This window comes from Lunatimonas lonarensis (genome assembly GCF_000390185.1).
GTDB lineage: Bacteria > Bacteroidota > Bacteroidia > Cytophagales > Cyclobacteriaceae > Lunatimonas > Lunatimonas lonarensis.
This window is the reverse complement of the sequence record NZ_AQHR01000073.1, coordinates 99681-124572: the sequence shown is the minus strand read 5'-3', so window position 1 is coordinate 124572 and position 24892 is coordinate 99681. Positions and strand designations below refer to the sequence as shown.

The window sequence follows — 24892 nt, the reverse complement described above, 5'->3', positions numbered from 1 at the left end:
TCGATTAATTTACAGACCAATTATTTTTAAGCGTAATCGCTGGAGGACGCGGATGAATTAGGTGAAGTCATTGTCACCGCCGCACGGGAAACCAGTACCCAAATGGCCGTAATCTCGGAAATGCGCCGATCGCTGAATGTAGTGAGCGGGATTTCCTCGGAGCAAATCAGACTCTCCCAAGATCGCGATGCTGCCCAGGCCATGAGCCGGGTGCCTGGAATCACGATCGTGAACAACCGTTTTGTAATGGTACGGGGGGTTCCGGAGCGTTATAACCAAGTAATGATCAACAACGCCATTGCGCCTAGCACAGAGATAGACCGGCGGACTTTTTCCTTTGATCTCATACCTTCCCAAGTACTCGATCGCATGCTGATATTCAAGTCTGGATCTCCAGAAAACCCGGGAGATTTTTCTGGAGGCTTAATTAAGCTGTATACCAAAAATGCCTTCACCGAGGATTTCACACAGGTAAGCGTAGGATTGGGTGTACGACCGGGGACTACCTTTCAAAAGTACCTTCAGGCAGAAGGGTCACGGACAGATCTGCTTGGATTTGACAATGGCCTCCGAAGCTTGCCGGCAGGGTTTCCCGATCGTGAGGTGCTTCAGGGAACCAGCCGTTTTTCTGAACTCAGAGAAACCGCCGGGAAAGGTCTTCGAAATGACTTTTTGCCACAGCAAACCCAAGCCATTCCGGATATCTCAGCGGGAATTAGCTTCGGTAAAAACTTTGGCCTTAAAGGCCCTGGCAGTCTTTCTACGGTCACGTCTTTCAATATTTCTCAAAGTTATCAGCAGTATGCCCGGGACTTTTTTCGGTATTTCACCTGGGAAAACCGCGAACTGCCCATTTTGAGAAGATTTGCTTTTGAGGACGCTACGTATGAAAAGGATAATCGGATCGGGATCATTTCGAACTGGAACTACCGCATCAATGCGTTTAACAGGATAGAGTTCAAGAACCTCTTTAACCAGATAGGCGAAAACACCACCGTAGTAAGGGAGGGGTACGATTACCAGCAATTTGCAGGTAATCTTAGGAGAAACTACATGCTTCAGTACAGAAGCCGAACCCTGTTGACAAGCCAACTGGAAGGCACCCATCAATTTCCAGCATCGAGCTCTTCACTTAATTGGGTGCTTGGGCTTAATCACATTGCGGAGCTTGAACCCGACTTGAGGCGGTTTAGGACCATCCAATTTGGCAGCAGCCCAAGCTCTGACGCTCCCTTTTCGATGATTTTGCCACCAAGTTCAAACCTGTTTGATACGGGTAGGTACTGGGGAGAACTGACTGAGAATGGACTTTCGAATTCCTTGAGCTTTGAGAAAATGCTGGGAGGAAGTGATGAGCGCCCCAGAAAAATAAAAGCCGGTTACCTGGCCGAATTTAGGAGCAGAACATTCGATGCCCGGTACATCAACTACCTGTATCCTGGAGGAGGAAATGATCCTGCCATAGGCGAGCAGATCAGAAATCTGCCCGTGGATCAGATTTTTGCGCCGGATAATATCCGAAGATCCAACGGGCTCGTCATAGAGGAAGGTACCCGTCCGGTAGACAGCTACACCGCCCAAAACCTGCTGACAGCCGGTTACCTATCCGTGGTCTACCCAATAGGACAGTTTAATCTTTCGGGAGGTGTGCGCGTGGAAAACAATATGCAGGAAGTCAATTCCGCCAACGACGTTGGTAGCCTTACCATCAGCAATCCGGTATTTTCGCCCCTGGGATTTCTAAACGTTGATTACAGTCTGGCGGAAAATACACTGGTTCGGTTTGGGTATGGAAAGACGGTCAACCGTCCTGAATTTAGGGAGATTGCACCCTTTCAGTATTATGATTTCAGATTGGAAGCAACCGTGACCGGTAATCCGGATCTCCGGGTGGCGGACATCCACAATGTGGACTTGCGGATAGAAACCTATCCCCGGCCCGGCGAGACGATCAGTTTCGGGGTTTTTTACAAGTATTTTCTAAATCCCATAGAAGCCAAGATCGTGGTGCAGACAGAGTCTCCTGGTTTTGCTTATGGAAATGCTGAGAGTGCCTATAACTATGGAGCGGAAGTAGAAGTTAGAAAATCGTTTCAAAATGTATTTGGATCAGCCTTCCTTAACCGGTTTCAGGTAAACTTAAATGCTTCTTTAATCTACTCGGAGGTAGACTTTGGCCCTGGGGAGGACCTTTCGCAAGACCAAAGGAGGCCGCTTCAGGGTCAGTCGCCCTACATCATCAATGCTGGCTTGGTATACGATCACGTAGAAAGGGGATTTCAGGTAGGAGCTGCTTACAATGTTTTCGGACAGCGTATTTATGCAGTAGGAAACTACCTTTTTCCAACCATATTCGAACTTCCCAGACACGCAGTGGATCTGACAGTGAGCAAAAACCTGACGGAGAAACTGACCCTGAAGGCAGGGGTGCAGGACCTGCTTAACGCTCCCTATCGGTTTTTCGAAAACTCAACGTTTCTGTACGGTTCTACAAAAGTAGATCCCTCGGTGGACAGTCCTATCTTTCAGTTTCAACGGGGGACACTCTTTACAACTTCCGTGAGCTACCTATTCTGATTATAAACTAACCTCAACTTAATAAAATGAAAAACCTGTTTGTTTATTGCCTTTTTGCTTTTGCCATTTTGGCATCAGCATGTTCTACGGATGATTCACCGAATGTAGGTCCGGTTGATCCGGAGTCTGAATTTGTACAGCTCAGTGGAGATCTTTCAACGCAGCGGCTTACCAAAGACAAAAAGTATATGATCGTAGGACAGACGTTCGTACGCTCTGGTCAGGTATTGACCATTGATCCGGGAACGGTTATCTACGGTGAAAAGAGATCCAAGGGAACCCTTATTGTGGATCGTGGCGGTAAAATCATTGCTCGGGGAACCAAAGAGGAGCCAATCGTAATGACGTCGAATCAGCGGCCTGGCGAGCGGGATCGTGGCGACTGGGGTGGTTTGGTGATCATCGGAAACGCCCAGACTAACCAGACCAATCCGAATATAGAGGGGATTGATCCTCCGGTATCTTTTGGAAGAAGTGATGCCACTCAGAATAATGACGATTCTGGTGTTTATGAGTTCCTAAGGGTAGAATTTGCCGGAATTGAGCTTTCCGTAAACAATGAGACAAACTCTATCACCATGGGGGGGGTTGGCAGCGGTACCAAAATGGAGAACTGCATGGTTTCCTTCGGTGGAGACGATGGCTTTGAGTGGTTTGGCGGAACGGTCAACGGAAAGAACCTTATTTCCTTTGCGATGTGGGATGATGACTTTGACGTAGACTTTGGCTACAGTGGCAATGTACAGTTTGGCTTGGCCGTGCGATACAGGGGCTATGCGGATCAGTCAGAATCCAATGCATTTGAGTGCGATAATGGACCAAACGATAACAATGTGCAGCCCTATACTACCGGTACGTTTTCTAATATCACAGTGATCGGGCCGATCGCAACAGGCACCAATCCGGGGAACAATAACTTTGCCTATGCGGTGGATTTGAGAAGAAGGACGGCCGTTACCATAACCAACTCCGTTTTCACCGGTTTTCCGAGAGCGTTGCGCATGAACCAACCGTCGGTATTCGAACAGTACGCGGTGCTCGGAAACGGCTTTATAGAGAACAATATATTCTTCGCTCCTAATGAGAAGTTTAGAGCTGGAACCGATGTAGATGTAAATGCTGTGGCCAATTACATTGAATCCAGAAATACGGTGATCAACAAACCGGCTTCTTCGGAAGAGCATGAGGCACTCGGATTGCGTCAAGATTGGTTTTTTGGCACTCGCTTGACCAATCAGTATCCTTCCAATCCAAATTTCACCATAAACGGTGGGTTGGCAGCATCGGGAGCAAAGTTTGACCTGGCAAAATTTTCAGAGGCTGGCAGAGCTGACTTTTTCGACAAGAGCGTGACTTTTCTAGGTGGATTTGGCAATACCGACTGGACGGACGGCTGGGCAGAGTTTGATCCAGTAGACAAAGAATATTGATAGTGATAAAACAGTAACAAGCATTTGATCATTGGAGGGGGCGTCAAAATTTGGCGCTCCCTCTATTCTACTAAATTCCTTTTGAGCATGAGCTATCTACGCGTATTCATTCTATTGGCTAGTTTGGTTTTTAGTGCCTGTGGTGTTTCCCAATATGATCCCGGACAGTTAGCGGAAGAGGAGCGGGAACAGTTAATGTACCAAATGGTGAGGTACTATGGAAAGCTACCCAAGCGGCACGCTGATCATCAGAACAAGTTCGAGGAACGGTTTGACAGCTATTACCTCGCCCATGCAAAAGAACATGAAATATTGGCCTATCATTATGACGGTGGAGGAAGGGAATACCTTTTGATCAAACGGGAGGCTCCAAGCCTCTATAAGAAGTATGTGGCGACTGGTATCCTGTTCGAACGCAGCCCGTCAGGTGACATCCGATACTACGAAGAGGTATTCAGAACCTGGAAAATGCCCGAGGAGCAATTGAAGCAAAAAGCGACGATGCTATTTACCAAGATGGTAAAGGGGGAAGACCTATCACCCTACCTTCCCGAAAACTCGGGTGAAGAGGAATACATCGAATTTCCCGACAAACGGAATGCCTTCGATCCATCGAGCAGACGATGGCTTTCGCCTTCGCTCGTAGCCAGATGATTTTCAACGCTTTTAAATGAGAATACCTACCAAATCCTTTTGTCATTATAGATAGAGGTATGCCTTCCATTGGCTTGGAAGGTCTGTACGTCTCTCCCACTGGCACGCTAAACTACCGCAACCCGGGGAACAGCAGCCATACTTGGCAGAAAAAACAGGAGCGGAAGCTCCGTTTTATCTGCCCGCATGAGATGGGTATACCTGAAAAAAGGAAGCACCTGCTGGATAGAACCAGTTTAAAACCCTAACTTTAAGAATAGGAAATTGGAATGCTAGCATGAGAAATAAGTATGTAAATTTCATACCTGACAGCCATTTGCTCACTTGCATCGGCAACCTTCATGGTGCCTATCTGAGTAGAGAAGAACAGCCTAAAAACCGATGAAGGATTACATAAAACAGAAAAGTAGGAGTCCACTTGTCTATTGGCTAAACGAGGAGGATGTACAAAACATCGCTAGGGAAGTAATTAACAGAGAGCTAACTCCTGATGAAATCGAGAAAATTGCGGAATCTTTGACCGAATACATTGACTGGTCGGATGCGATTGCTTTAGCAATAGATCAGAATATCTAGAAATTTTCGATCCAGCTTTTATTGACGTCAATATTCTCTCTTATTTTTATTTCAATACCACCCTGTATTTTTTTGATTCTCTGAAGTTTTTTCGCCAAATATAAATCTATGGACGGTAAACCATCGCTGTTTGCCCCAAGACTGGGCTCCGTCGTGAATTAACCTCTTGTCATAAATAGACCTTTATCCGATTCACCATCTCATATCCTTAATTTTTCAGCCGTTGGATTGCCAAAACCAATCCCGTAACCTACCTTTGCAATTATGTTGAAAGGCTTGCTGTCCACCGTATTGATCGCCCTCTTGTTGCTTAACGGAATGGTCTATTCCGTTATACAGGGGTCATACGAGCTGAACAAAGCCGAAATCATTGAGAATTTTTGCGTCAATAAGTCCAAGCCGATGCTCAAATGCGACGGAAAGTGTTACCTCGCCCAACAGCTACAGGCCGAAAAAGAACGGCGCGATCAACAGGCAGGCCATGCGTTCTCCTTTGACTTTGGTCAGTACATTGCATCCTCCCCTCTTTTGCTGGCGGGTGCGCTTCCTGAAGATGTTGTAAGCGTGTATGGTTCCGAACTACCAGCTAAGATACAACCCTCATTTTTTGGAAATATAGAAATCCCTCCTCGAATCTAATCTACCACCTAGGTAGGCATTGTTGCCAGGTTTGGTAACACGTAGCAATTCCGTTACGAATTGCTGTCCATATTTTCTTCTTGTTTTATTAGTTCTTTCTTCCCCATGGGGTTCTGTAGGGTTCCACTGCGTGCGCTTTATGTCATTTTATTGGCGTGGATGATCATACTGAATGGATTGGTCTATTCAGCCATCTGTGTCAATTTTCAGCTCAACCGCTCCATTATTTCGGAGATGTTTTGCGAAAATAGAGACGTGCCCATGTCTCAATGCAATGGGCAATGTTACCTTGATAAGCAACTGAACGACGTTCCTCAGGACGGGGATTCCGCATGGATGGATTTCAGGTCGGATTTTCACCTGTTCACCCTATTCTCGAGTGCCTTCGGGCTAGGTCAGCGGGGTTTTCCCGATTGGTTGGAGCATTTTTCAGCACATAGGGAGTGTGTTTATTGGGTGTATAGTGGTGGGTTGGACAAGCCTCCACCGGCTTGGAGTTTTTTTGGTGTTTGACCGGCTGTTGTTGATTTTCCAAGGCCGGTGTTTTTGGCCGATGATCCAAATGGATTTCCTGGGCCTTACTATCACTTCATTCAATAATCAGCCCGACTCCCATGGGAGGCTAGGGCCAAACCATACCATTATTATGAGAAATAGATCATTATTTATTGCGCCTTGCTATATGCTATTCCTTTTCGTTTTTCTTTCTTCCTGTCAGGAACAAGTAGATCCGGTTCTGGAAGAAAAGGGGGAAATGATCGTCAAGTTTGACAATTACGTCGGAAACCAAACCATGGTAATCGACAACGTGGGTAGTTCCAATTTTCGCTATGCCAATGGAAAGGGGCAGTCATTCAATATCACCCGGTTTGGCTACTATATCAGTCACGTAAAGCTGGAGGGTCCAAATGGTGAGCTGTTCGTCGATGAGATGAATGCTTCGGCAGATGCGAGTCAAATCAAGGGATATTACCGGGTCGTTCAGGGCGAACCTGATACCTACAACATTCATTTGAAGGATGTTCCTGCTGGTCAGTACAATAAGATTACCTTTACGCTGGGCGTACGAGAAGACGGAATCCAGGAAGGTGCCGTTGGTGGGATCTTGGACCGGGCAGCGGGTGGATGGTTTTGGAACTGGAATTCGGGATTTATCCATTATATGTTTGAAGGGCATTCTCCTGCCTCTCCGAGGGATGAGCAGCGCCTCCGGCTACATATAGGTGGATGGAAGAGTATTCCAGGCGTGGATGGGAATCCGCAGCGTTTCTTTGACAACAACGTGGAGGTATCCTTGCTTTTTGATGCAACAGTTCGCGTAAACCGTACGATGAGGCCCTCACCCCATATCCACATGGATTTGCTAAAGGTTCTCGGCGACGCCGACTTTGCCCTACAAAACAATATTCATTCGCCTTCCGAGGGAGTTTCTTTTGCGCAGCGTATCAAAAACGCGTTTGTTGTTGACCATACCCATCAGTAGAAGGATGAGCGTTTATTCTAAAACAGGAGGCAGGCTCTTTGAGCCTGTCCTCCTGTTCTTTTGGATCGCTTGCGTGGCCTGCGACCCCGTTGGCGAGATGCCCCGCGAAGACAATTACCGGTTTGAGGTGCCTGCCCATTTCCCCGATCCCACCTATACGTTTCGGAACAACGAGGTAACCGAGGATGGCTTCAAGTTGGGAAGAGCCCTTTTCTTTGACCCCTCCCTTTCCAGAGACGGGTCTGTATCCTGTTCTTCCTGTCATGTGCAGACACATGCCTTTGCGGACACTTGGCTGCATCCCTTTAGTTTTGGTGTGGAGGATAGGGAAGGAAAGCGAAATGCCCCGCCATTGTTCAATTTGGCCTTTCACCGGGAGTTTTTCTGGGATGGGGGGGTGACTCACCTGGATTTTGCTCCCATATTGGCCTTCGAGTCGGAAGTTGAGATGGATCTGAGCTTTGAGGAAGTGGTGGGTAGAATCCGGAGAAATTCCGAATATCCCGATCGGTTCAAAAAAGCCTTTGGCATAGAGGAGGTTACGGGGCCATTCGTGTTGCATGCACTCAGTCAGTTTATGGTAATGATGGTGTCTGCCGATTCCAAATACGATAGATACGTCAAAGGGGACAAGCAGGCAATGAATTCACAGGAGCTCCATGGGCTGACGCTCTTCAGGCGGCATTGTGAAGGCTGCCATCAGGAGCCCTTGTTTACTGACTTGAGCTACCGAAACAATGGGGTGCAAAGGGTTATCATAGACCTTGGCAGGGAAACCGTTACCGAAGTGCCACAGGATCGAGCGAGGTTTAAAGTTCCTTCCCTTCGAAATATAGAAGTGACCAGTCCCTACATGCACAATGCCCGGTTCGAGACGCTTCGCCAGGTATTGGATCACTATACAGATGGCGTATCGGATCAGGTCAATATTGACCCATCGGTTTTTGTGGATGGAAAACCGGTCATTTCGTTGGCCGCTGATGAAAAAGAGGCCATCATCGCTTTCCTCAAAACATTAACGGATCACGGATTTATTTCTAACCCCCTTTTCTTCAATTCCAATGACTAATTATATCAAAAACATTCTCCTTTTGTTTCTTTTATTGTCCCGCTTCGTGCAGACGGTTGAGGCATGTGATGCCTGTGGGTGTGCCTTGGGGGGCTTTAATTTTGGGATAATTCCCCAGAATGAAGCCCATTTTATCGGTATGAAGTATTCCAACGCCCATTTCTATGCAGATATGATGCATGGTGGTACCTTGGAGTATTCCTATGATCTTTATCAGCGGATTGATGTTATGGGCAGAATAGCGTTAAAGGATCGATTGCAACTGAACGTGGTACTCCCCTACATGTACAATACTATGAACGGAAGCCATGAAAAGGAGCAGTTGAAGGGATTGGGTGATCCCATGCTGATGCTGAACCTAAAGGTTATCGACCAATCCGGTAACCCTATGGAGAAGTGGCTGCATAATCTTTGGCTCGGAGGAGGCATCAAAGCCCCCTTGGCACCTTTTGAGTATTCGAAGGCGGGCGATCTAATCAATCCGAATTTTCAGCTGGGCAGTGGCTCATTTGACTACCTGGCAATGGTCAATTATACCTCTATGAGAAACCGATTTGGGTTAAATGTAGAAGCAGTGTATAAGGTAAACACCCTGAATTCCCAACAATATAGGTTTGGAAATCAGTACAACGCACAGGCAAACGGGTTTTATGCCACCAAGGTGGGGAATCTTCGGGTTTTACCCATAGTGGGTGTGTACCATGAGTATGGGGGGCAGCACACCCATGAGGGTTTTTTTCAGGCCAATAGTGGCGGACAATCGACCATGGCACAGGTAGGCATTCAAGGGCAATTTGGGAGTTGGATGGTTCACAGTAATTTTCAGAAGCCTATTCAGCAGGCCTTTAACAGTGACTCCCATGTCACGATTGAAGCCCGCAACCGGTTTTCGGTTACCTTTATCCGCTTTATAGGCACAAAGTCGGAGAAGAGCGTGTTTTCCTTTCAGTAAGCATGGTGGCATCTTCTGTTACGCTGGATTATAGAACGGTTGATATGTACAGGACATTCTTGGTGCGTCGAACCGGAAGGTCAAGATTTTAAGGGATAAATAAGTGCTTCCACCCTGCTTAGAAAATAAAGTAGGTCCTTACTGATCAGTGCAATTTGCGACTCCAATTGGTCTAACATTTCCGATCTGCTTTTGAGCATATCTGGAGAGTAGGCACCGCCATTGCTGATCAATAATGAAAGGGATTCGTCGGTTGAATTAAACGTATTCCACCTGTCTACCAGCTGTTCTTTTAGGGAGATTCCGGCTTCGTTCCGATTTTGGCTGTTGAAGTAATACCAGACAGCGGGCGGGAAGTAGCTCGGCCTGCTGTCCGATAGGTACACGTCCCGAAGGATATTCTTGGTATGCTGTATCATTACTTTTCGGTCCAATCGTAGGATAGAAAGACCAAGGAAAACTTCGGTCAATCCCCCTGCAATGCCCAGGTATTCGGGTAGATCGTTCCCGGAGTTGTTAGCAGCAAGCATAATGCCCGTACCCACCCCTACCAACGCACCGGTTACAATGGCAGCAACGGTTAGGTTTCGTTCTTTTTTTCGCAGTTCCCTTTCAACAAACGACGCAACCTGTTCCGATTTTTCTTCCTCACAATCGATAGCTGACATCAGTGAATGTAACTCTAGGTTCATCTTCAGCACACTGCCCATTACTTTCGATTTTAAAGCCTGTTCTTGCCCAGGTTCGATGCCCTTTGTCACTATCTCCGCCAATTCCGAGGTTAAATTGAGTGCAATGGCCATTTCAACGGTTTTTTCATCGACATAGGCCAACAGTTTTTCTCGAATCAGAAGCGAGTCCGCGAGAAAGACTTCCTCCTCTATTCCGAATTCCAATCCTTCAAGGCATTCCGACTGAAATGCAGTAGGCGAGGGTATTACTTTCTTCGTTGAGCAAGAAGAGTAACCTATCAGGAGTACAAGCAGTAATCTCCCCAAACTTCTAGCCATGCTTTTTTCGTATTGCTTTTATAATTTTTACCTCAGCTTATCCCTGATTTACGATTGCTGCACGGTCAGTGATCATCCCGATAGGGAATCACATGTTACTAGCCGGCAAATCTCTGAAAGTCTGGTAGTACCACCGTCCCTAATGTTGGGGCATCAACCCAAGCGGAAGCGAATAGGAAGGTACATCCATGCAGTGGTTGGGTTCCCATAAATGGTGCGAGCGGGAACAAAGCCCCCAGTGTATATATCAAATAACCGCTCCACTTCTTTGACCAAACTGGGGTCTGAGGATGCTCGATTTAAGATGAAACGTTCCACTAATTCCCCATGCTCATCGATTCTCAGCCCAATCCAGATTTCTCCTTCGGTGCGTTTATTTCTAGCGGATGGAGGATAGGAAACGTTTTTGACCAAAAAATCCTGCCAGACTTTCATACTCGGCAAACTGGGCTTAAAAATATCCCTGTCCACGGTTTCCCGCTCTCCGCTAGGTGCGACAAAAGTGCCCTTGCATGGCATTGAACCATCACAGACCAGTTCCAGCACCAGTTTCTCTCCCACCAATACTTTGGTATGCTTGGCATTGTCCTTCCTATACTTGTACTGCGTAGATATAGGAGCGCCATCTGAAGAATAGTGGGTTTCTTCCTCCCATAGCGGCTCCTGCCGCTCAGACTCTTCAAAGAGTGATTTCTTCACCGAAACCAGCGAGTAGTTCAGGTCATAAGTTTTTTCTACCAATTCCCCCTCGGAGGAGACGGTTACTATCTTACTGTAGGAATGACCATCCTCGCCCTCCTCTATGGGCAAAAAATGTGCATCTAAGGGGATGATTTTTCTTTCCTGAGCTTCTGCTTTACTGGCAAACCCCAAAAACCCAAGACAAAATACGAAGCCTAAAAATTTCCAAATCCAATCCATATCCCTAAACTAGCCCAAATAGAACAAATTTCCAACTAGAAACTTATTTCTATCGCGTAGGCTAAACCTCCCGAAAGAAGCTATCGGTAGGATTTCTTATCCCCAATTAGCGATTAACTCGTAAGGTGTTGACAGGAGTAATTTTTCTAATAAAAATAAATATTTATTGTATTTCAATAAATAATTGCTGATAATTGTCTAATCAAAAAGTAAATTCATATGAACTGGAAAGAAACTTGGAAAAGTAAATGGGAAGAGCAACCCCTACTGATGTTGCTCACCCTTGTGATTTGGGGCATTTTTATCGGATTATGTATCAAGGCAGGGGCGCTGCTGTTCACCACAGTATATAGCCTTTTTGATCCCTCGGTGGCAAAAGACCTTTACGAGGGATTGGATTTGTCGGTGGTTCGGGAATGGCATACGGGGTATTACCTGGCGGGCATGTCTTTGCTGTTGGGGGTTTTGGCAGCTAAGGCCTATATCTTCTATTTGGTGATCCGCATTTTTCTGAAAATCGATCTAATTCACCCGTTCAGTAAAGAGGTTTCTGATCTTATTTCCAAAATCGGGGAAGTTACCCTTCAGGTCGGTATCCTAATTATCATTGCGTCGCGTTATTTTAAGTGGCTGTCAGTTCGGACCATCCATAGCCCGGATCTTGGGGGATTTTTGGGGGGTGCCTTCGAATATTTGATCATGGGGGCGGTGATCTATGCCATTGCAGTGGTTTTCCGTCGGGGAGTGGAAATCCAGGCCGACAACGACCTAACCGTATAGACTATGCCGATTATTGTTAACTTAGATGTCATGATGGCAAAAAGAAAAGTCTCCCTCAACGAGCTTTCGGAACGGGTGGGCATCACCCTTTCAAATCTTTCGATCCTGAAGACGGGCAAGGCAAAAGCGATCCGCTTTTCTACCCTGGAGGCGATTTGCGAGGCCTTGGAATGCCAACCAGGGGATATTTTGGAGTTTGTCGATGAATAATGGAATACCAAGGGCTCAATGATCAGCAAGTGGCAGCCAATCGGGCGGCTTTTGGTGAAAATCAACCGGAGGAGCGCTTTCAGCTACCTATTTGGGGGATTTTGCTGGAAATCGTCAAAGAGCCGTTGTTTATCATTCTGTTGGTTGCCTCAACCGTCTATTTTGTTCTTGGTGAGACCACCGAGGGGATTATCATGTTGGTGGCCATAGGCTTGATTTCGGGAATATCCATTTTCCAGGAAAACAAGAGCAGAAATGCTGTAAATGCACTCAAGAAGCTATCCAGTCCCAAAGCACAGGTGTACCGCAACGGCCGTTTGACTACTATTCCTACAGAAGAAATAGTGATCAAAGACTTGATACTGGTAGAAGATGGGGATCTTATTCCGGCAGATGCCAAAATCATCGAAGCCCATGATTTTTCGGTGAATGAAAGCATGCTGACCGGAGAGTCTTTGTCAGTATCCAAGGATCAATTTTCTGAATTCCCTTTAATTTTTCATGGGGCAATGGTGGATTCCGGTAATTGTGTGGCTGAGGTAGTGGCCATTGGAAGAAATACAGCCCTGGGCAAAATCGGAACTAGCCTGGAGGAGATCGAACAGACCAAAACACCCCTTCAAACGCAGATCAAAAATTTTGTGCGGAATATGGTCAGCTTTGGGGCGGTAGCATTTTTGCTGGTTTGGGGAATCAATTACCTCCATTCCCATGACGTCCTCAATTCATTGCTCGCCGGTTTGACATTGGCCATGTCGATTCTTCCGGAAGAGATCCCCGTAGCATTCAGTACGTTTATGGCCTTAGGGGCCTATCGGTTATATAAAAGCCAAGTGATCGCCCGTAGCCCCTATACCGTGGAAACCTTGGGTTCTGCATCTGTCATCTGTACCGATAAGACAGGCACCCTGACTGAAAACCATATGGAACTTAGGGCTGTCTATGATTTTACCACGGACCTAACGCAGGATTTCACCAAAGAGACACCTGGTTTCAGCCAGACTCTGAACTATGCACTTTGGGCATCGGAAATTTTACCCTTCGACCCCATGGAAAAATCCATTCACGGTTTTTATAACAGCTTGGTACCGGTCGATGAAAGGAGTGATGCAAAACTGCTGCATGAATATCCTTTAGGTGGAAAACCTCCCATCATGACGCATATTTTTCAGCTGGGGAATGGTCAGAAAATCATTGCGGTAAAAGGAAGTGTGGAAGGGGTGCTCAGGCAATGCAGCTTGGCTGATCCGGATCTCAAAAAGATTATGGACATCGTGGATAGCTTTACCTCCATAGGTTATCGGGTTTTGGCCGTTGGAAAAGCAGATTCCGGCAGGGAGGAGTATCCCAAAACACAGCAGGAATTCGATTTTGAATTTTTGGGTCTCTTGGCATTTTATGATCCCCCAAAAAAGGGTATTGACGGTGTCTTGGAAAGCTTTTACAAAGCTGGTATTAACGTGAAAATGATCACCGGCGATTATCCGCAAACCGCGTCTGCTATTGCCAACCAAATTGGCTTGCAGTCCAAGGGAAAGGTTTTGACCGGAGAGGAAGTATTGGCTTTTGATCAAGCTGAACTTCAGCAGAAGGTAAAGGAGACACAGGTTTTTGCGCGGATGTTTCCCGAGGCGAAGTTAAGAATCGTGGAGGCTCTTAAGCAAAACGGTGAAGTAGTGGCCATGACGGGAGATGGGGTAAACGATGGCCCGGCACTCAAGGCCGCCCATATCGGAATTGCCATGGGAAAGCGGGGCAGTGAGGTTGCCAAGAGCGCAGCAGCGTTGGTTTTGATGGACGATGATTTGGGGCATATGGTAGAAGCCGTGGCTTTGGGAAGAAAAATCTATGAAAACCTCAAAAAAGCAATCCAATACATCCTATCCATCCATATTCCGATTATCTTGGTAGTGCTTATGCCCTTGGTGTTAGGTTGGGAATATACCTTGATTTTCACGCCCGTGCATGTGATTTTCTTGGAGTTGATTATGGGGCCTACCTGTTCCATCGTTTTTGAGAATGAACCCATTGAGCCTAATTCGATGAACAATCCTCCCAGAAAGATGTCAGAAACCTTCTTCTCCATGCCTGAGCTTTCGATCAGTGTACTGCAAGGTTTGACGATAACCGCCGGCACTTTGGGCCTGGGGTATTACCTGATGCTGTCAGGTGAAAGCATTGAAACCGTCCGGACCATAATTTTCACCACGTTGGTTCTCAGTAATGTGTTTTTGACATTGGCCAACAGGTCTTTTTATTACGCTGTTTTCAAAACCATTCAATATCCCAATAGACTAATGCCTGTTATTTTGGGAATTTCCCTTCTTTTATTGGTGCTGATGCTGACAGTTCCAGGAATTCAATCGCTATTCAGCTTCGAACCTGTTACAATGTCTAGCGTTGGATTGGCCCTGGTGACGGCTTTCGTGTCTGTTTTCTGGATAGAAATATGGAAAGCTTGGCGTAGAAGAAATAAAGAAAAATGAGGTCAAAGCTCCTCTCCCTCAATGTCTTCGTTCTTTCCTTGGTCATTTTTTTCACTGATGTAGCCGACGAAATGCTCTACCCAGTTATGCCCATACCAACCCAATAAAAATCATAAATAACTGATATTCAATAAAATGAGACATCAGCCCGAAAGGATCCTAGCCCAACAAAATAATCCCTCCAATCAGAAAGGACAAGGAGACTCACTAGCTAGGGAGTTTAGAGGTTTCCTAACAAAAATAGCCTTTTCTATTTAGCCTTTTGTCATTTTAAAACCAAGATAGGCTTTCATCGATCAAATAGTGGCATATGTCCCAGAAATCCCAACTACTGTCGATTAGTCAATTAAGTTTTTTTAGGTTGGTGGAAATCTAGATACCTTTATTCCCGAATAAACCCTATAAAATGAGTATGATACGGATACTATCCCTTCTGTTTCTTTGGATGCTTTCGTTTTCGTTGGTAGCACAGTCCACTTTTTCTCTACAAAAACTAAAAGTCGATCACCAAGAGAATCCATTGGGCATTGAAACAGCTTCCCCTGTATTTAGTTGGCAGATGCAGGTTGCTGGTTCGGAGAGGGGGGTATACCAAAAAGCTTACCGTATTCAGGTATCCGATTCCCATGGTGCCCTGATATGGGATTCCCAACAAGTATCCTCTGATAGATCCGTAGGAATCCGGTATCAAGGAGAAAAGCTTCGTCCAATTACGGCCTATACATGGTCTTTGACCGTTTGGAATCAATCAGATCACTCCCAAACCGAAATCGGGAAATTTGAAACCGGATGGATGGATTCGCCAAACGCTTGGAAAAACGCCGAATGGATTGGTGGAGATTCAGAGGATTTGGTGCTCTATGCCCACGCCCTAGCCGTTTTCAAAGCCGGAGTAACCATACAACTGGATCAGGAAAGCAAAAGTACACGGGCAGCCTTTCTCCTGGGTGGAAATGATGTACGGCTTATGAAAAAAAACCTGAATATCCTTCAAATGGAAAGCGGGCGGGATGGAAGTTATGTAGGCTTTGAATTGGATATCAGTCAAGTAAATGGCACGGAAGAAGGGCTAGCCCTATTGCATGCCTATCGGGTAGGGTACCATGCCGATGACCAAGTAGGCACCCCCTTTCACTCCATGCCCATTCCGCAACGACTGATCCATGAGGGAAATAAATACGAGCCTCACGACCTATTCTTGGAGTGTAACTTGGGGATATTTCAAGTATATCTGAACGGTACCGAAAACGAAAACAAAATCTCCCCCAATGACCCGTCTAAGCCTTCTTATGTGGCGCAAGGATTGAACCTCAATCCCATGGGAGAAGGGGGAAACTATATCAATTTTCCACTATTGGGGGACATAGGTTTTAAGACGGATTCCGGGCAGTTGGCGACTTTTTCCAATTTGACTATTTCCAACTACCGACGTCCGGGAAACGTACTGTTTTCGGAGGCTGAAAGCACCATTAGTATTTTTGACAAGCACCCAAACATACGGGCCATCGCCGGCAGGTATCAGGTTGGCACGGATAATAAGGCGGTATTGGCACTGGAAGACCCTAGCCGAAACGCTCCCCCCATGCTGCGCACGACCTTTACGACGCAAGCTAAAAAAATCAAAAAAGCGAGAATCTATGCCACCGCCCGGGGAATTTACGAAATGTACCTTAACGGAAAGCGAGTTGGACAGGACTACTTTAACCCGGGCCTCACCCAATACAACAAAAACCATCAATACCAAATCTATGAGGTCACCGATGCGTTGGAATCAAATGCGGCCAACGCATGGGGTGCGTGGCTTAGCGAAGGCTGGTGGAGTGGGCACATCACGTTCAGTGGGGGCAACTGGAATTTTTTCGGTGACCGGCAGTCCTTTTTGGGAACATTGCTTATCGAATACGAAGACGGCACCGTCCAGGAAATCAATACCCAACCCCAATCCTGGAAATTATTCACCGATGGCCCTATCCTAAATGGCAGCTTTTTCCAAGGGGAGGTGTATGATGCCAATAAGGAAAGCGTGCTAACCGGATGGAGTTTGGCACAGTTCGATGATTCCAGTTGGAAGTCAGCTCAAAATGTACCCTTGGAAGGCACCACCTATACCGGTCCCATGACCAATGGCACCTTGGATTATAAACAGCTTACCCTCAGTGCCCAAAATGATCCCACTCCAACGATCATCAGACGGTTAAAAGCGGTGTCCATGGAGGAAGTCCGGCCTGGTGTATTTGTTTACGACATGGGGCAAAACATGGTAGGGGTTCCGAAAATTACCCTGTCCCACGGGCACCAAGGGGATACGGTTATTTTGCGGTTTGCGGAAGTTAAATATCCCGACCTTCCCGCCTACCACCCCCATTCCGGCATGATCATGATGGAGAATATACGGGCAGCCTTGACCCACGACATCTATATACGGAAAGGGGGAGATGAAGTGATCCAGCCACGTTTTACCTTCCATGGATATCGGTATGTGGAAATCACCGGCATAAAAAATGCACCCCCCTTAAATGCGGTGGAAGGCCTGGTCATCAGTTCAGTGGATAGTATCCGTTCGTCCTACACCACCTCCAACCAAGACGTCAACAAACTCTGGGAAAACATTACCTGGTCCATGTTGGGAAACTTTCTGTCCATTCCAACGGATACGCCAGCCCGAAATGAGCGCATGGGTTGGAGTGGTGACATCAACGTTTTTGCCCGGACCTCTACGTACTTGGGTGAGGTGCTGCCTTTCTTAAAGCGCCACATGATGGCCATGCGGGACCTACAGGCAGCCAATGGTAAATTTGCCGATGTGACTCCCGTAGGCAATGGATTCGGAGGAACCCTTTGGGGAAGTGCCGGTATCGTACTTCCCTGGGAACTGTTTCTTCAATATGGCGATACCACCATCTTGGAGGAAAATTACGAGGCCATGAAAGCCTATTTGGCTTTTTTGGAAACCCGGGAGGATAAGGATTCCGGGGTTCAAATGGAGGGTCCGTTGGGAGATTGGCTCAGCCCTGAGGTAAACAAAAACGACAACACACAGTTTTTCACGGCCTACCAGGCTTATGGATACGGGATTCTTCACCAAGTAGCGCAAATTTTGGGAAAGCCAACAGAAGCAGCCACATTTCAGGCCAAGTTTGCCAGTAGAAAAAAATTTCTAATGGACACGTATTTTGATGCTCGTACGGGAAAGAGTATTCATTCGGGGGTTTCAACACAGGGAAGAGGTGGCAGCACTGCTCCCGGCACCCAAAAAGGAGATCCTATTGATACGCAAGCTTCCTATGCCATTCCCCTATATTTGGAAGTCATCGATGGGGACCTTCAAGAAAAGGTATTGGCCAACCTGATCGCAACCTTAGCCAGGGAAAATGTCGACGACATGGGGATACTCCGACCGGCCTATTCGTTGATGACGGGTTTTATCGCCACTGCCGCCATCAATGAAGCCATTTCCCGATACGGCGATCCGGTTCACGCCTACCGATTACTACAGCAAACAAGCTATCCATCTTGGCTCTATTCTGTCAAAAACGGGGCAACAACCATCTGGGAGCGACTTAACTCCTACACGGTGGAAGACGGGTTTGGCGGTAATAATAGCATGAATTCGTTCAACCACTATTCCTTCGGTGCGGTTGGGGCTTGGATGTACATGTATTCACTAGGTATACAACGACACCCGGAAATACCAGGCTTCAAAAAATTCCGACTACAGCCTCAACCGGATCCCGACGGAAAAATGACGTGGGCAAAGGGTCATTATGATTCCATGTATGGACGTATCCATAGCGAATGGAAAAGAGGCGTGGATAGTTGGGAATATAAGGCCACTGTTCCGCCCAATACCAGTGCTGTGCTCGTATTACCTGTTAAGGACTTGGAAAGGGTCTCCGAAGGGGGGAAGATGCTCACAGAAGTTCTAGGTATTACCCTGATCTCTAGGGAAAATGGGTACATTACGATGGAATTAAGCTCGGGATCGTATACTTTTAGTATTGAGTAAACAAATAGAGGCTGTCCGAAAAGGGCAGCCTTTTTTGATTATTTCGCTCTCGACACTTTCCTACTGGAGAGGTGGTGATCGGATTTCTTTTGAAGGTGACTCATTCCTTCTAGGTAAAATTTCCCTCCTTGATGTTCATAGTCGTGCTGATAGTAGTGGAGGTTCTCCATGACGGTATGGTCCACCAGATTGGCATGGGAGAAGTCAATATGTATGGTTTTACCTTTAGGGAGTGCATCCAGGGATTTTTTCAGCTTGATATAGTTACTGAAAACAGCGGAATGGAACACATCCACCGTATATTCTCCTTTCTCCTGATTTTCCACAACCGTAAAAAGAGGCTTGAATACATATTTCAACGGAAGTCCATTGGCCAAATGGAAGATAATTTTTGTCAAAATGCCCAAACCAATTCCTATCAATAAGTCAGTGGCCAGCGTAAACAGGATAGTCACCAAAAAGATAGCCAATTGCTCAGGCCCTATCTTATAGGTATTGTAAAATTCTCTGGGTGAAGCCAATCTGAACCCGGTATATACCAACATGGCTGCAAGGGCCGCTAAAGGAATCTGATGGATCAACAAGGGGAAAAATGCCACAAAGACCAATAGAAAGGCGCCGTGAAAGAAATTGGACCATGCCGTTTTACCGCCATTGTTGATATTGGCAGAGCTACGGACGATTTCCGAAATCATGGGAAGCCCACCGATAAATCCTGCCAAGGTATTTCCAATACCTACCCCAACAAGGTCTTTGTTCATATTGGATTTTCTTTTGTAAGGGTCCAGGCTGTCAATGGCTTTCGCACTTAGCAGGGATTCGAGGCTACCTACCAAGGAAAACATGACGATATACTTGATGGAAACCATGGAGAATACCTGTGAAAAATCCGGGAAAGTAATGGCACTCAGTAAGTTTTCCGGCAAGGTCACCAAGAATTTTGGCCCCAGGGTATATTCATGCCCATCCAAGAAAAGGTACTTGTGCTCGTGTTCCAGATCGAAATAAATCCCTAATGGGATGGCCACCAAAATCACAATAAGCGGCGCAGGAAGCTTTTTGAGAAACTTGTTTTTGAACAAAGGAAACAAAAACATGATCAACAAACTGATACTACCGATGATGGCAATATCCGGATTGATTTCTTTCAAGGCATGGGGGAGTTCGGCAAAGAGTTCCAAGGTCTCAGTAGCTTCCGGTTTTACACCAATCATAGTAAACAGCTGCTTGGCGATAATGATGATTCCGATGGCAGCCAACATGCCGTGAACTGTAGCCGAGGGAAAGAAATCCGCTAAAATCCCAGACTTTACTAAGCCAAAAATCACCTGAAGTATACCAGCAACAACAATGACTCCCAATGTCAACCGGTATCCCAACATCGGTTCTCCCTGACCAAGTTCAGTCACCGCGCCCAAGGCGATGATAATCAATCCGGCTGCAGGTCCCTTTATGGTCAGTTTTGAACCGCCCAAAAAGGTTACCACTAGACCACCGATGATGGCGGTGAAAATCCCTGCAACGGGTGGGAATCCAGATGCCATCGAAATACCCAAACATAGGGGTAGGGCGATAAGAAAGACAAGAAATCCTGATACCAGATCTGATTTCCAATTTTCACGAAGTCCAGCAATTCCAGACAATGGAACTTCTATTTTATTGTTTTTCATAATTCTTAAATGATTAAGAAGATTTTAAAGCAGTAGAATGATAATTTTTGATGTGCGGACCAAGGAACAGCCTCGCATAGATCCTGATCAGGGCGATACCCCCGAAAATGAAACTGATGGCATCTAATGCCGCCAACACATACTGTCCTTCATGGATGTGACTAAAAATCAGGTCTACCCCTATAAAGGTTGGACTGATCGGAAATCCCATGACGCCCAATGCGGACAGAAGAAATAGCACGGCCAACTTGGGATATTCATACACATGGCCATAGTATTGGTTTAGGTCGAAATAGTTGGGTTCTTTCTTCCTCAGCCTATCCAAAGCCAAATAACCGATCACACCCGCTACCACCACGCCACTGAGATAAATCAGTGTTTGACTATAATCAAAGCTTTCATTGAAAGATACTGCTAAAGCAATCCAGAAGTGATTGGCCATTACCAACATCAAGGCCAATCTTGGGTAAACTCTTTCCGAGAAGGCCTTAAAGACCATCATCAATCCCAGTAATCCGAAGAAACCAGGTAGGTAGCCCCGAATGAGGGTAGGTATCCATTCCTGATTGAAGTACAGTAACAGGCCCAACGCATAAAGCGGAAGGAAATACAACAACAGGTTTTTGGGTGTCAGGAAATCCAGTTTCCGCCCCAGTCGTTTGATCGGATTAAAGATCAGCCTATTGAGCATTTTGTCCAAATTCCATTCCTTGAGCGAAAGGATGTAGAGACTATACTCCAATCTTTTGGGGAAGGTATCTTCAAGGGTAATCTCACGGGCTTTGAAGTGGTAAAACTGATCCCGTGTCATATAGGCTACCACAGAAGGAGACACCAATAGTTGGTAAGTTCTAAGGAACGCATTGCCGGCGAAATGGATCAAGGCCAAGGTCTGCAAACCCAAGGCTACCTCGATGAACATGATGCCAATCTGTGCAATAGAGGCATAAGCAATCTGGGTTTTGATGGTGGACTGAACCCTTGCGATAGGATAGGCAATCATAACCGTCACCAACCCCAAAAGACCAATCAATATCCTGGCCGTCAGCTGATGCTCCCAAAAAGGAAAGGTTCGTAACAGCAAGAATACTCCAAAATGTACCGAGAGCGAACCGTAGAAGATGGCTGAGGAAGGGGTAGGCCCTTCCATGGCCCGTGGCAACCATGAGGAGAAAGGAAACTGTGCAGATTTGGCCGCTGCTGCTATCCATAATGAGATGGCGATAAACAGCCCAATTCCTCCATGAGAAGCCAATTGTTCAGAAACCAGCTCTTTGTCCAACAACTTGATAAAGCTGATGTTCTCATGCCAAAGGTGATGGCTTGCCCACATGGCGAGGATAATCCCTATATCCCCAATCCGGTAAATGGAAAACACCTTCACTGCATTTCTTACCGGCAAATAACGGTCCCGGTAAAAGGCAATCAAAAGGAAGGAGGAAATCCCCAACATTTCCCAACCCAAAAACAGGGTTTCGAAATTTCCCGCCAACACCGTCAGGTTATAGGCAAGATAGAAGAAAAGCAATGTATTGAAAAACCGCTTGTAACCCTCCTCCAAATGCATATAGAACCTGCTGTAGCGGGTGATCAAGAAGGTCACAAGTGCGCCTACCCAGAGGAAAACAGCCGAGAGGGTATCGAAATAGAAATCCAACAGAAACTGATAGCTACCATTGTTGTATAGTTCCAGTTCACGGATGTTGACCGGAATCATGCCTCCAATAATCCAATAGATGATGTATCCTGTGATTCCCAGTAGTTGCAGACTTACTGTGACAAATGCCAGTCTCGAAAAACTATTTTCCTGAGTATCCGGCAGCAGCAGTGAAATCAGGAATGCCAGCAGTGGCACCATGACAAATAAACTGATCATGACTTGATGTTCCATGATTTATGCGATGAGGTAAACAGGAAGGTTTTCGGCAGAGGATTCCAGCACAGCATCGAGGTTATCGATGGCGGCGATATGGGAAGTGATGGGTTGGTATTCCACAAACTCGCCCTCGTTGAACACAAACGCCTGTTTACTATCCGGATGGATACAGACCAATTTTACCCAATCATTGACAAACCATTCATAGGTAGCGTCATGGGTCTGAATGGTTTTCAACAGGATATCAGGATAATGCTCTACCGTGATCAAAATTCGAAGAGGGTCATGGATATTGACCATTTGGAGCGGTAATCCCGTACGTAAATCTCCATCCATTCCATTGGCTACACCAATCAGCCCCATCACATTATGGGGTAATTTACTTCCAGCACCCAATCTGTCATTATCCACTTTGGAGAAGTAATATTCCAAATTAATCCCCCCACAGACCGGTGCTACTGCTTTGAGAATACCAAAAAGGTATTGACCTTCAGGGTCAATGGTATGGTCGTAAGAGTTCAGGAAAGCGCGTTTATCCAGGAAGAGATGTCGGTTATTTTCCCTCTTTCCGACAACACAGAGGGCATTGGTGGCATGGTTCCATTCCGGCCTGGTCACAAAGAGCGACAAAGCCCGCTTTTTCACCTGTTCGTGGATTTTTTTCGCTTTCTGTCTAGAGTCAATCGTGTGAAACCGCCTAGACCTCTCTTTGGCGTTATAATCCAGCGCGATTTCAAAGGTCTGTACATTTCTTTCATGCAGGATCTTATTGGTCTCTGATAATTCTTCCTCATCATAGAACTCCATTTCATCACGTGTGGTATCATGCAAGCCTCCAATAAATTGGGTGCTTTCAGGAATTACAAGACCTCTACCTGCCAGCAATTCCCTTACCGCCATGTTGTTGCCAATGGCCGCAGCCACCCGTGCATTCACAGAACCTGATCTACCGCTACAGGCACCACAGTCATATCCGGCGTAGTGGGTATTGTTCACCGAACTTGCTCCATGGCTGATCACATAAACCAATGGAGCAAAATCCTTCACCAACCCTATACTTTTGAGCAATCCCTCCATGGCGTTGGCCATTTCTTCAACCGTGAAGCCCACTTGGAGCCCATGATGTTTATGTTCGGGGTTGGTACATGCCACACTGAGCTTACCTTTGGGATCCATGTGCTTGAAGGAAGAGACCATGGCAGGGGTCTCTGAAGGGAAAAAGATACTTTTCGCCAATTTCAAAGCAGACCAAAAGCCCATCGTCTGGGAGATGGCCCAACCGCCGAAAATACCTTTGGAATGCTTGCTGAAATGGGGATCCTTTTCGTGTCTGATTTTGGACTCGGATTCTTTAATGACATGTGCTGGAGTGACTGGGGCAGGACAGACCTTGGTCATAAATTTGCCGTGTTCCGGCTGGAAATAGAAGGGAAGGTTGAAGAACCCTGCTGTACCGAAAGTCTGGGCATCAGGAGCAAACCGTTCTACATACCGTCTGATGGAGCATGATCGGTCATCAATACAGAACATGGCCTGAAAGGATGCTTCTTTTTTGAAATCAGATGCATGACTTAGCTGCAGACCTTTGATGACCTGATCGTAATAAGACCATTCCATTGCCTCCTGCCAAAGTCTGTGGATTTCAAACCACTCAGATGTTTTGGGAGGTTCTAAAAAGGGGCTTAGATTCTCAGGGATAACAGGTGCCAGAGAAGACCATTTTTCTCCCCTTCTCCTATCAAGGGCATCGATTTCAAGGATACATTCCAAGAAAATCAGGTCATGAAGGGTAACTTTCCTTTTATCCAACAGAGATTTTTCCTGGTGTTCCAGCACCGCTACCATTCCCGACCAACCAGGATGGGCGAACTGTTGGTCAAAAAGATAGTGTGCAAACCATTTTTCTTTACCTACTAGAAGATGAAGCAAATCTACTAACCTGGTGCTTTTTTCAAAGAGCAGGTTTCTCGCACGTTCACTTTTGATAAAGGTACTGAAGCTGTTTTTTTCCAACGTCCTGATACCTGCAAGTAATCCCTTTCCTTCCAAAGGAAACTTCCAGATGGCAATTCCCTGATCAAGATAGGCACTGACCAATCGAAAGAGAACCTGATGTACCTCCTTATCCAAATTAAGTTTGTAAGCAGTTCTCCAAAGTTTTCTGATCTGCCCAACCTTAGGCTCAGGATATTCCTGCACAGGATTATGCAGCAAAAGATTGCTCCAATAAGCCAATTGATCGGGCCCTTTATGTTCAATGATGACCCTTTCAAAAATCAACCGATTGATTTTCTTTTGGTGGTAAAGCTCCCGGAATTTATCCAAGCCCCAGTAACCTTTATATCCGAAATTTTCTGTAGCCATTTGCAGTGCCTGATGAAAAGGCAGGTGTTGAAAAGCATGCAAGGTATTGTGATGCACAAAGTCCTTCAGCGGAGCTTGTGCAGGGAGATAATGACCCAGTTCATGGATGACATGATCCAAATCAAATGACACGTTATGCGCCATAGCGTAGTTTGATTAGTTGAATAAAAAGACGTTCGAATCGGGAGC

General features: G+C 46.2%; 18 protein-coding genes. 13 read left to right on the top strand and 5 right to left on the bottom strand.

What is annotated here, in order from left to right; genetic code table 11:
* Positions 1–102: 102 nt before the first annotated feature.
* From ADIS_RS12450 to ADIS_RS12405, 9 genes are all read left to right on the top strand, one after another.
* Entirely contained in the window at positions 103–2577 is a 2475-nt protein-coding gene (locus ADIS_RS12450) for an outer membrane beta-barrel protein (protein WP_010854885.1), read from the top strand.
* Positions 2578–2603: 26 nt separating this feature from the next.
* Positions 2604–4007, top strand: a complete 1404-nt coding sequence (locus ADIS_RS12445) for a hypothetical protein (protein ID WP_010854884.1) — start codon at positions 2604–2606, stop codon at positions 4005–4007.
* Between the two features lie 87 nt (positions 4008–4094).
* Complete coding sequence (locus ADIS_RS12440; protein WP_010854883.1) at positions 4095–4661, top strand: hypothetical protein; 567 nt, start codon at positions 4095–4097, stop codon at positions 4659–4661.
* Positions 4662–5042: 381 nt separating this feature from the next.
* Entirely contained in the window at positions 5043–5237 is a 195-nt protein-coding gene (locus ADIS_RS12430) for a hypothetical protein (RefSeq protein WP_010854881.1), read from the top strand.
* Positions 5238–5501: 264 nt separating this feature from the next.
* Entirely contained in the window at positions 5502–5876 is a 375-nt protein-coding gene (locus tag ADIS_RS23255; protein WP_010854880.1) for a hypothetical protein, read from the top strand.
* Between the two features lie 105 nt (positions 5877–5981).
* Positions 5982–6389 (top strand): hypothetical protein, encoded by a 408-nt coding sequence (locus tag ADIS_RS12420; protein ID WP_035805808.1) that lies wholly within the window; start codon positions 5982–5984, stop codon positions 6387–6389.
* A 133-nt stretch (positions 6390–6522) separates the two neighbouring features.
* The gene (locus ADIS_RS12415; RefSeq protein WP_035805835.1) at positions 6523–7359 is read left to right on the top strand and encodes an MbnP family protein; all 837 of its coding nucleotides are present in this window, start codon (positions 6523–6525) and stop codon (positions 7357–7359) included.
* A 4-nt stretch (positions 7360–7363) separates the two neighbouring features.
* Positions 7364–8428 carry a cytochrome-c peroxidase gene (locus tag ADIS_RS12410; protein ID WP_051113310.1) on the top strand — a complete coding sequence of 355 codons (1065 nt, stop codon included), beginning with the start codon at positions 7364–7366 and terminating at the stop codon, positions 8426–8428.
* Entirely contained in the window at positions 8421–9380 is a 960-nt protein-coding gene (locus ADIS_RS12405; protein ID WP_035805806.1) for a hypothetical protein, read from the top strand. Before ADIS_RS12410 ends, ADIS_RS12405 begins: the two co-directional genes overlap by 8 nt.
* Before the next feature lie 80 nt (positions 9381–9460).
* On the opposite strand, the gene ADIS_RS23435 is transcribed toward ADIS_RS12405, so the two are convergent.
* Complete coding sequence (locus ADIS_RS23435; RefSeq protein WP_238325428.1) at positions 9461–10390, bottom strand: hypothetical protein; 930 nt, start codon at positions 10388–10390, stop codon at positions 9461–9463.
* 153 nt (positions 10391–10543) lie between these two features.
* Positions 10544–11311 (bottom strand): energy transducer TonB, encoded by a 768-nt coding sequence (locus tag ADIS_RS12395; protein ID WP_010854874.1) that lies wholly within the window; start codon positions 11309–11311, stop codon positions 10544–10546.
* Positions 11312–11530: 219 nt separating this feature from the next.
* On the opposite strand from ADIS_RS12395, the gene ADIS_RS12390 reads away from it, so the two are divergent.
* The 4 genes from ADIS_RS12390 (at position 11531) to ADIS_RS12375 (ending at position 18793) form a co-directional block, all read left to right on the top strand.
* On the top strand, positions 11531–12091 hold the full coding sequence (locus ADIS_RS12390; RefSeq protein WP_010854873.1) for a DUF2975 domain-containing protein: 561 nt from the start codon (positions 11531–11533) through the stop codon (positions 12089–12091).
* Positions 12092–12094: 3 nt separating this feature from the next.
* Positions 12095–12301 (top strand): helix-turn-helix domain-containing protein, encoded by a 207-nt coding sequence (locus ADIS_RS12385; RefSeq protein WP_010854872.1) that lies wholly within the window; start codon positions 12095–12097, stop codon positions 12299–12301.
* Positions 12301–14787 (top strand): cation-translocating P-type ATPase, encoded by a 2487-nt coding sequence (locus tag ADIS_RS12380; RefSeq protein ID WP_010854871.1) that lies wholly within the window; start codon positions 12301–12303, stop codon positions 14785–14787. Before ADIS_RS12385 ends, ADIS_RS12380 begins: the two co-directional genes overlap by 1 nt.
* Positions 14788–15199: 412 nt before the next feature.
* The gene (locus tag ADIS_RS12375; RefSeq protein WP_155907428.1) at positions 15200–18793 is read left to right on the top strand and encodes a family 78 glycoside hydrolase catalytic domain; all 3594 of its coding nucleotides are present in this window, start codon (positions 15200–15202) and stop codon (positions 18791–18793) included.
* A gap of 38 nt (positions 18794–18831) precedes the next feature.
* Here the strand turns inward: ADIS_RS12375 and ADIS_RS12370 are convergent, their stop codons facing one another.
* Genes ADIS_RS12370 through ADIS_RS12360 form a run of 3 tightly spaced genes read right to left on the bottom strand, consistent with a single transcriptional unit; the run spans position 18832 to position 24847 of the window.
* On the bottom strand, positions 18832–20463 hold the full coding sequence (locus ADIS_RS12370) for a SulP family inorganic anion transporter (RefSeq protein WP_010854869.1): 1632 nt from the start codon (positions 20461–20463) through the stop codon (positions 18832–18834).
* Positions 20464–20476: 13 nt separating this feature from the next.
* Positions 20477–22354: a proton-conducting transporter transmembrane domain-containing protein gene (locus ADIS_RS12365; RefSeq protein ID WP_035805803.1), complete on the bottom strand. Its 1878-nt coding sequence runs from the start codon at positions 22352–22354 to the stop codon at positions 20477–20479.
* A 3-nt stretch (positions 22355–22357) separates the two neighbouring features.
* Entirely contained in the window at positions 22358–24847 is a 2490-nt protein-coding gene (locus ADIS_RS12360) for a YbcC family protein (protein ID WP_010854867.1), read from the bottom strand.
* Positions 24848–24892: the final 45 nt, after the last annotated feature.

Bases quoted from the DNA above. Each gene is read 5' to 3' on its own strand.
- ADIS_RS12360 (WP_010854867.1), bottom strand. From the start codon at position 24,847: ATGGCGCATAACGTGTCATTTGATTTGGATCATGTCATCCATGAACTG.
- ADIS_RS12445 (WP_010854884.1), top strand. From the start codon at position 2,604: ATGAAAAACCTGTTTGTTTATTGCCTTTTTGCTTTTGCCATTTTGGCA.
- ADIS_RS12410 (WP_051113310.1), top strand. From the start codon at position 7,364: ATGAGCGTTTATTCTAAAACAGGAGGCAGGCTCTTTGAGCCTGTCCTC.
- ADIS_RS12450 (WP_010854885.1), top strand. From the start codon at position 103: ATGGCCGTAATCTCGGAAATGCGCCGATCGCTGAATGTAGTGAGCGGG.
- ADIS_RS12390 (WP_010854873.1), top strand. From the start codon at position 11,531: ATGAACTGGAAAGAAACTTGGAAAAGTAAATGGGAAGAGCAACCCCTA.
- ADIS_RS12415 (WP_035805835.1), top strand. From the start codon at position 6,523: ATGAGAAATAGATCATTATTTATTGCGCCTTGCTATATGCTATTCCTT.
- ADIS_RS12405 (WP_035805806.1), top strand. From the start codon at position 8,421: ATGACTAATTATATCAAAAACATTCTCCTTTTGTTTCTTTTATTGTCC.
- ADIS_RS12420 (WP_035805808.1), top strand. From the start codon at position 5,982: ATGGGGTTCTGTAGGGTTCCACTGCGTGCGCTTTATGTCATTTTATTG.
- ADIS_RS12370 (WP_010854869.1), bottom strand. From the start codon at position 20,463: ATGAAAAACAATAAAATAGAAGTTCCATTGTCTGGAATTGCTGGACTT.
- ADIS_RS23435 (WP_238325428.1), bottom strand. From the start codon at position 10,390: ATGGCTAGAAGTTTGGGGAGATTACTGCTTGTACTCCTGATAGGTTAC.
- ADIS_RS12380 (WP_010854871.1), top strand. From the start codon at position 12,301: ATGGAATACCAAGGGCTCAATGATCAGCAAGTGGCAGCCAATCGGGCG.
- ADIS_RS12440 (WP_010854883.1), top strand. From the start codon at position 4,095: ATGAGCTATCTACGCGTATTCATTCTATTGGCTAGTTTGGTTTTTAGT.
- ADIS_RS23255 (WP_010854880.1), top strand. From the start codon at position 5,502: ATGTTGAAAGGCTTGCTGTCCACCGTATTGATCGCCCTCTTGTTGCTT.
- ADIS_RS12365 (WP_035805803.1), bottom strand. From the start codon at position 22,354: ATGGAACATCAAGTCATGATCAGTTTATTTGTCATGGTGCCACTGCTG.
- ADIS_RS12395 (WP_010854874.1), bottom strand. From the start codon at position 11,311: ATGGATTGGATTTGGAAATTTTTAGGCTTCGTATTTTGTCTTGGGTTT.
- ADIS_RS12385 (WP_010854872.1), top strand. From the start codon at position 12,095: ATGCCGATTATTGTTAACTTAGATGTCATGATGGCAAAAAGAAAAGTC.
- ADIS_RS12430 (WP_010854881.1), top strand. From the start codon at position 5,043: ATGAAGGATTACATAAAACAGAAAAGTAGGAGTCCACTTGTCTATTGG.
- ADIS_RS12375 (WP_155907428.1), top strand. From the start codon at position 15,200: ATGATACGGATACTATCCCTTCTGTTTCTTTGGATGCTTTCGTTTTCG.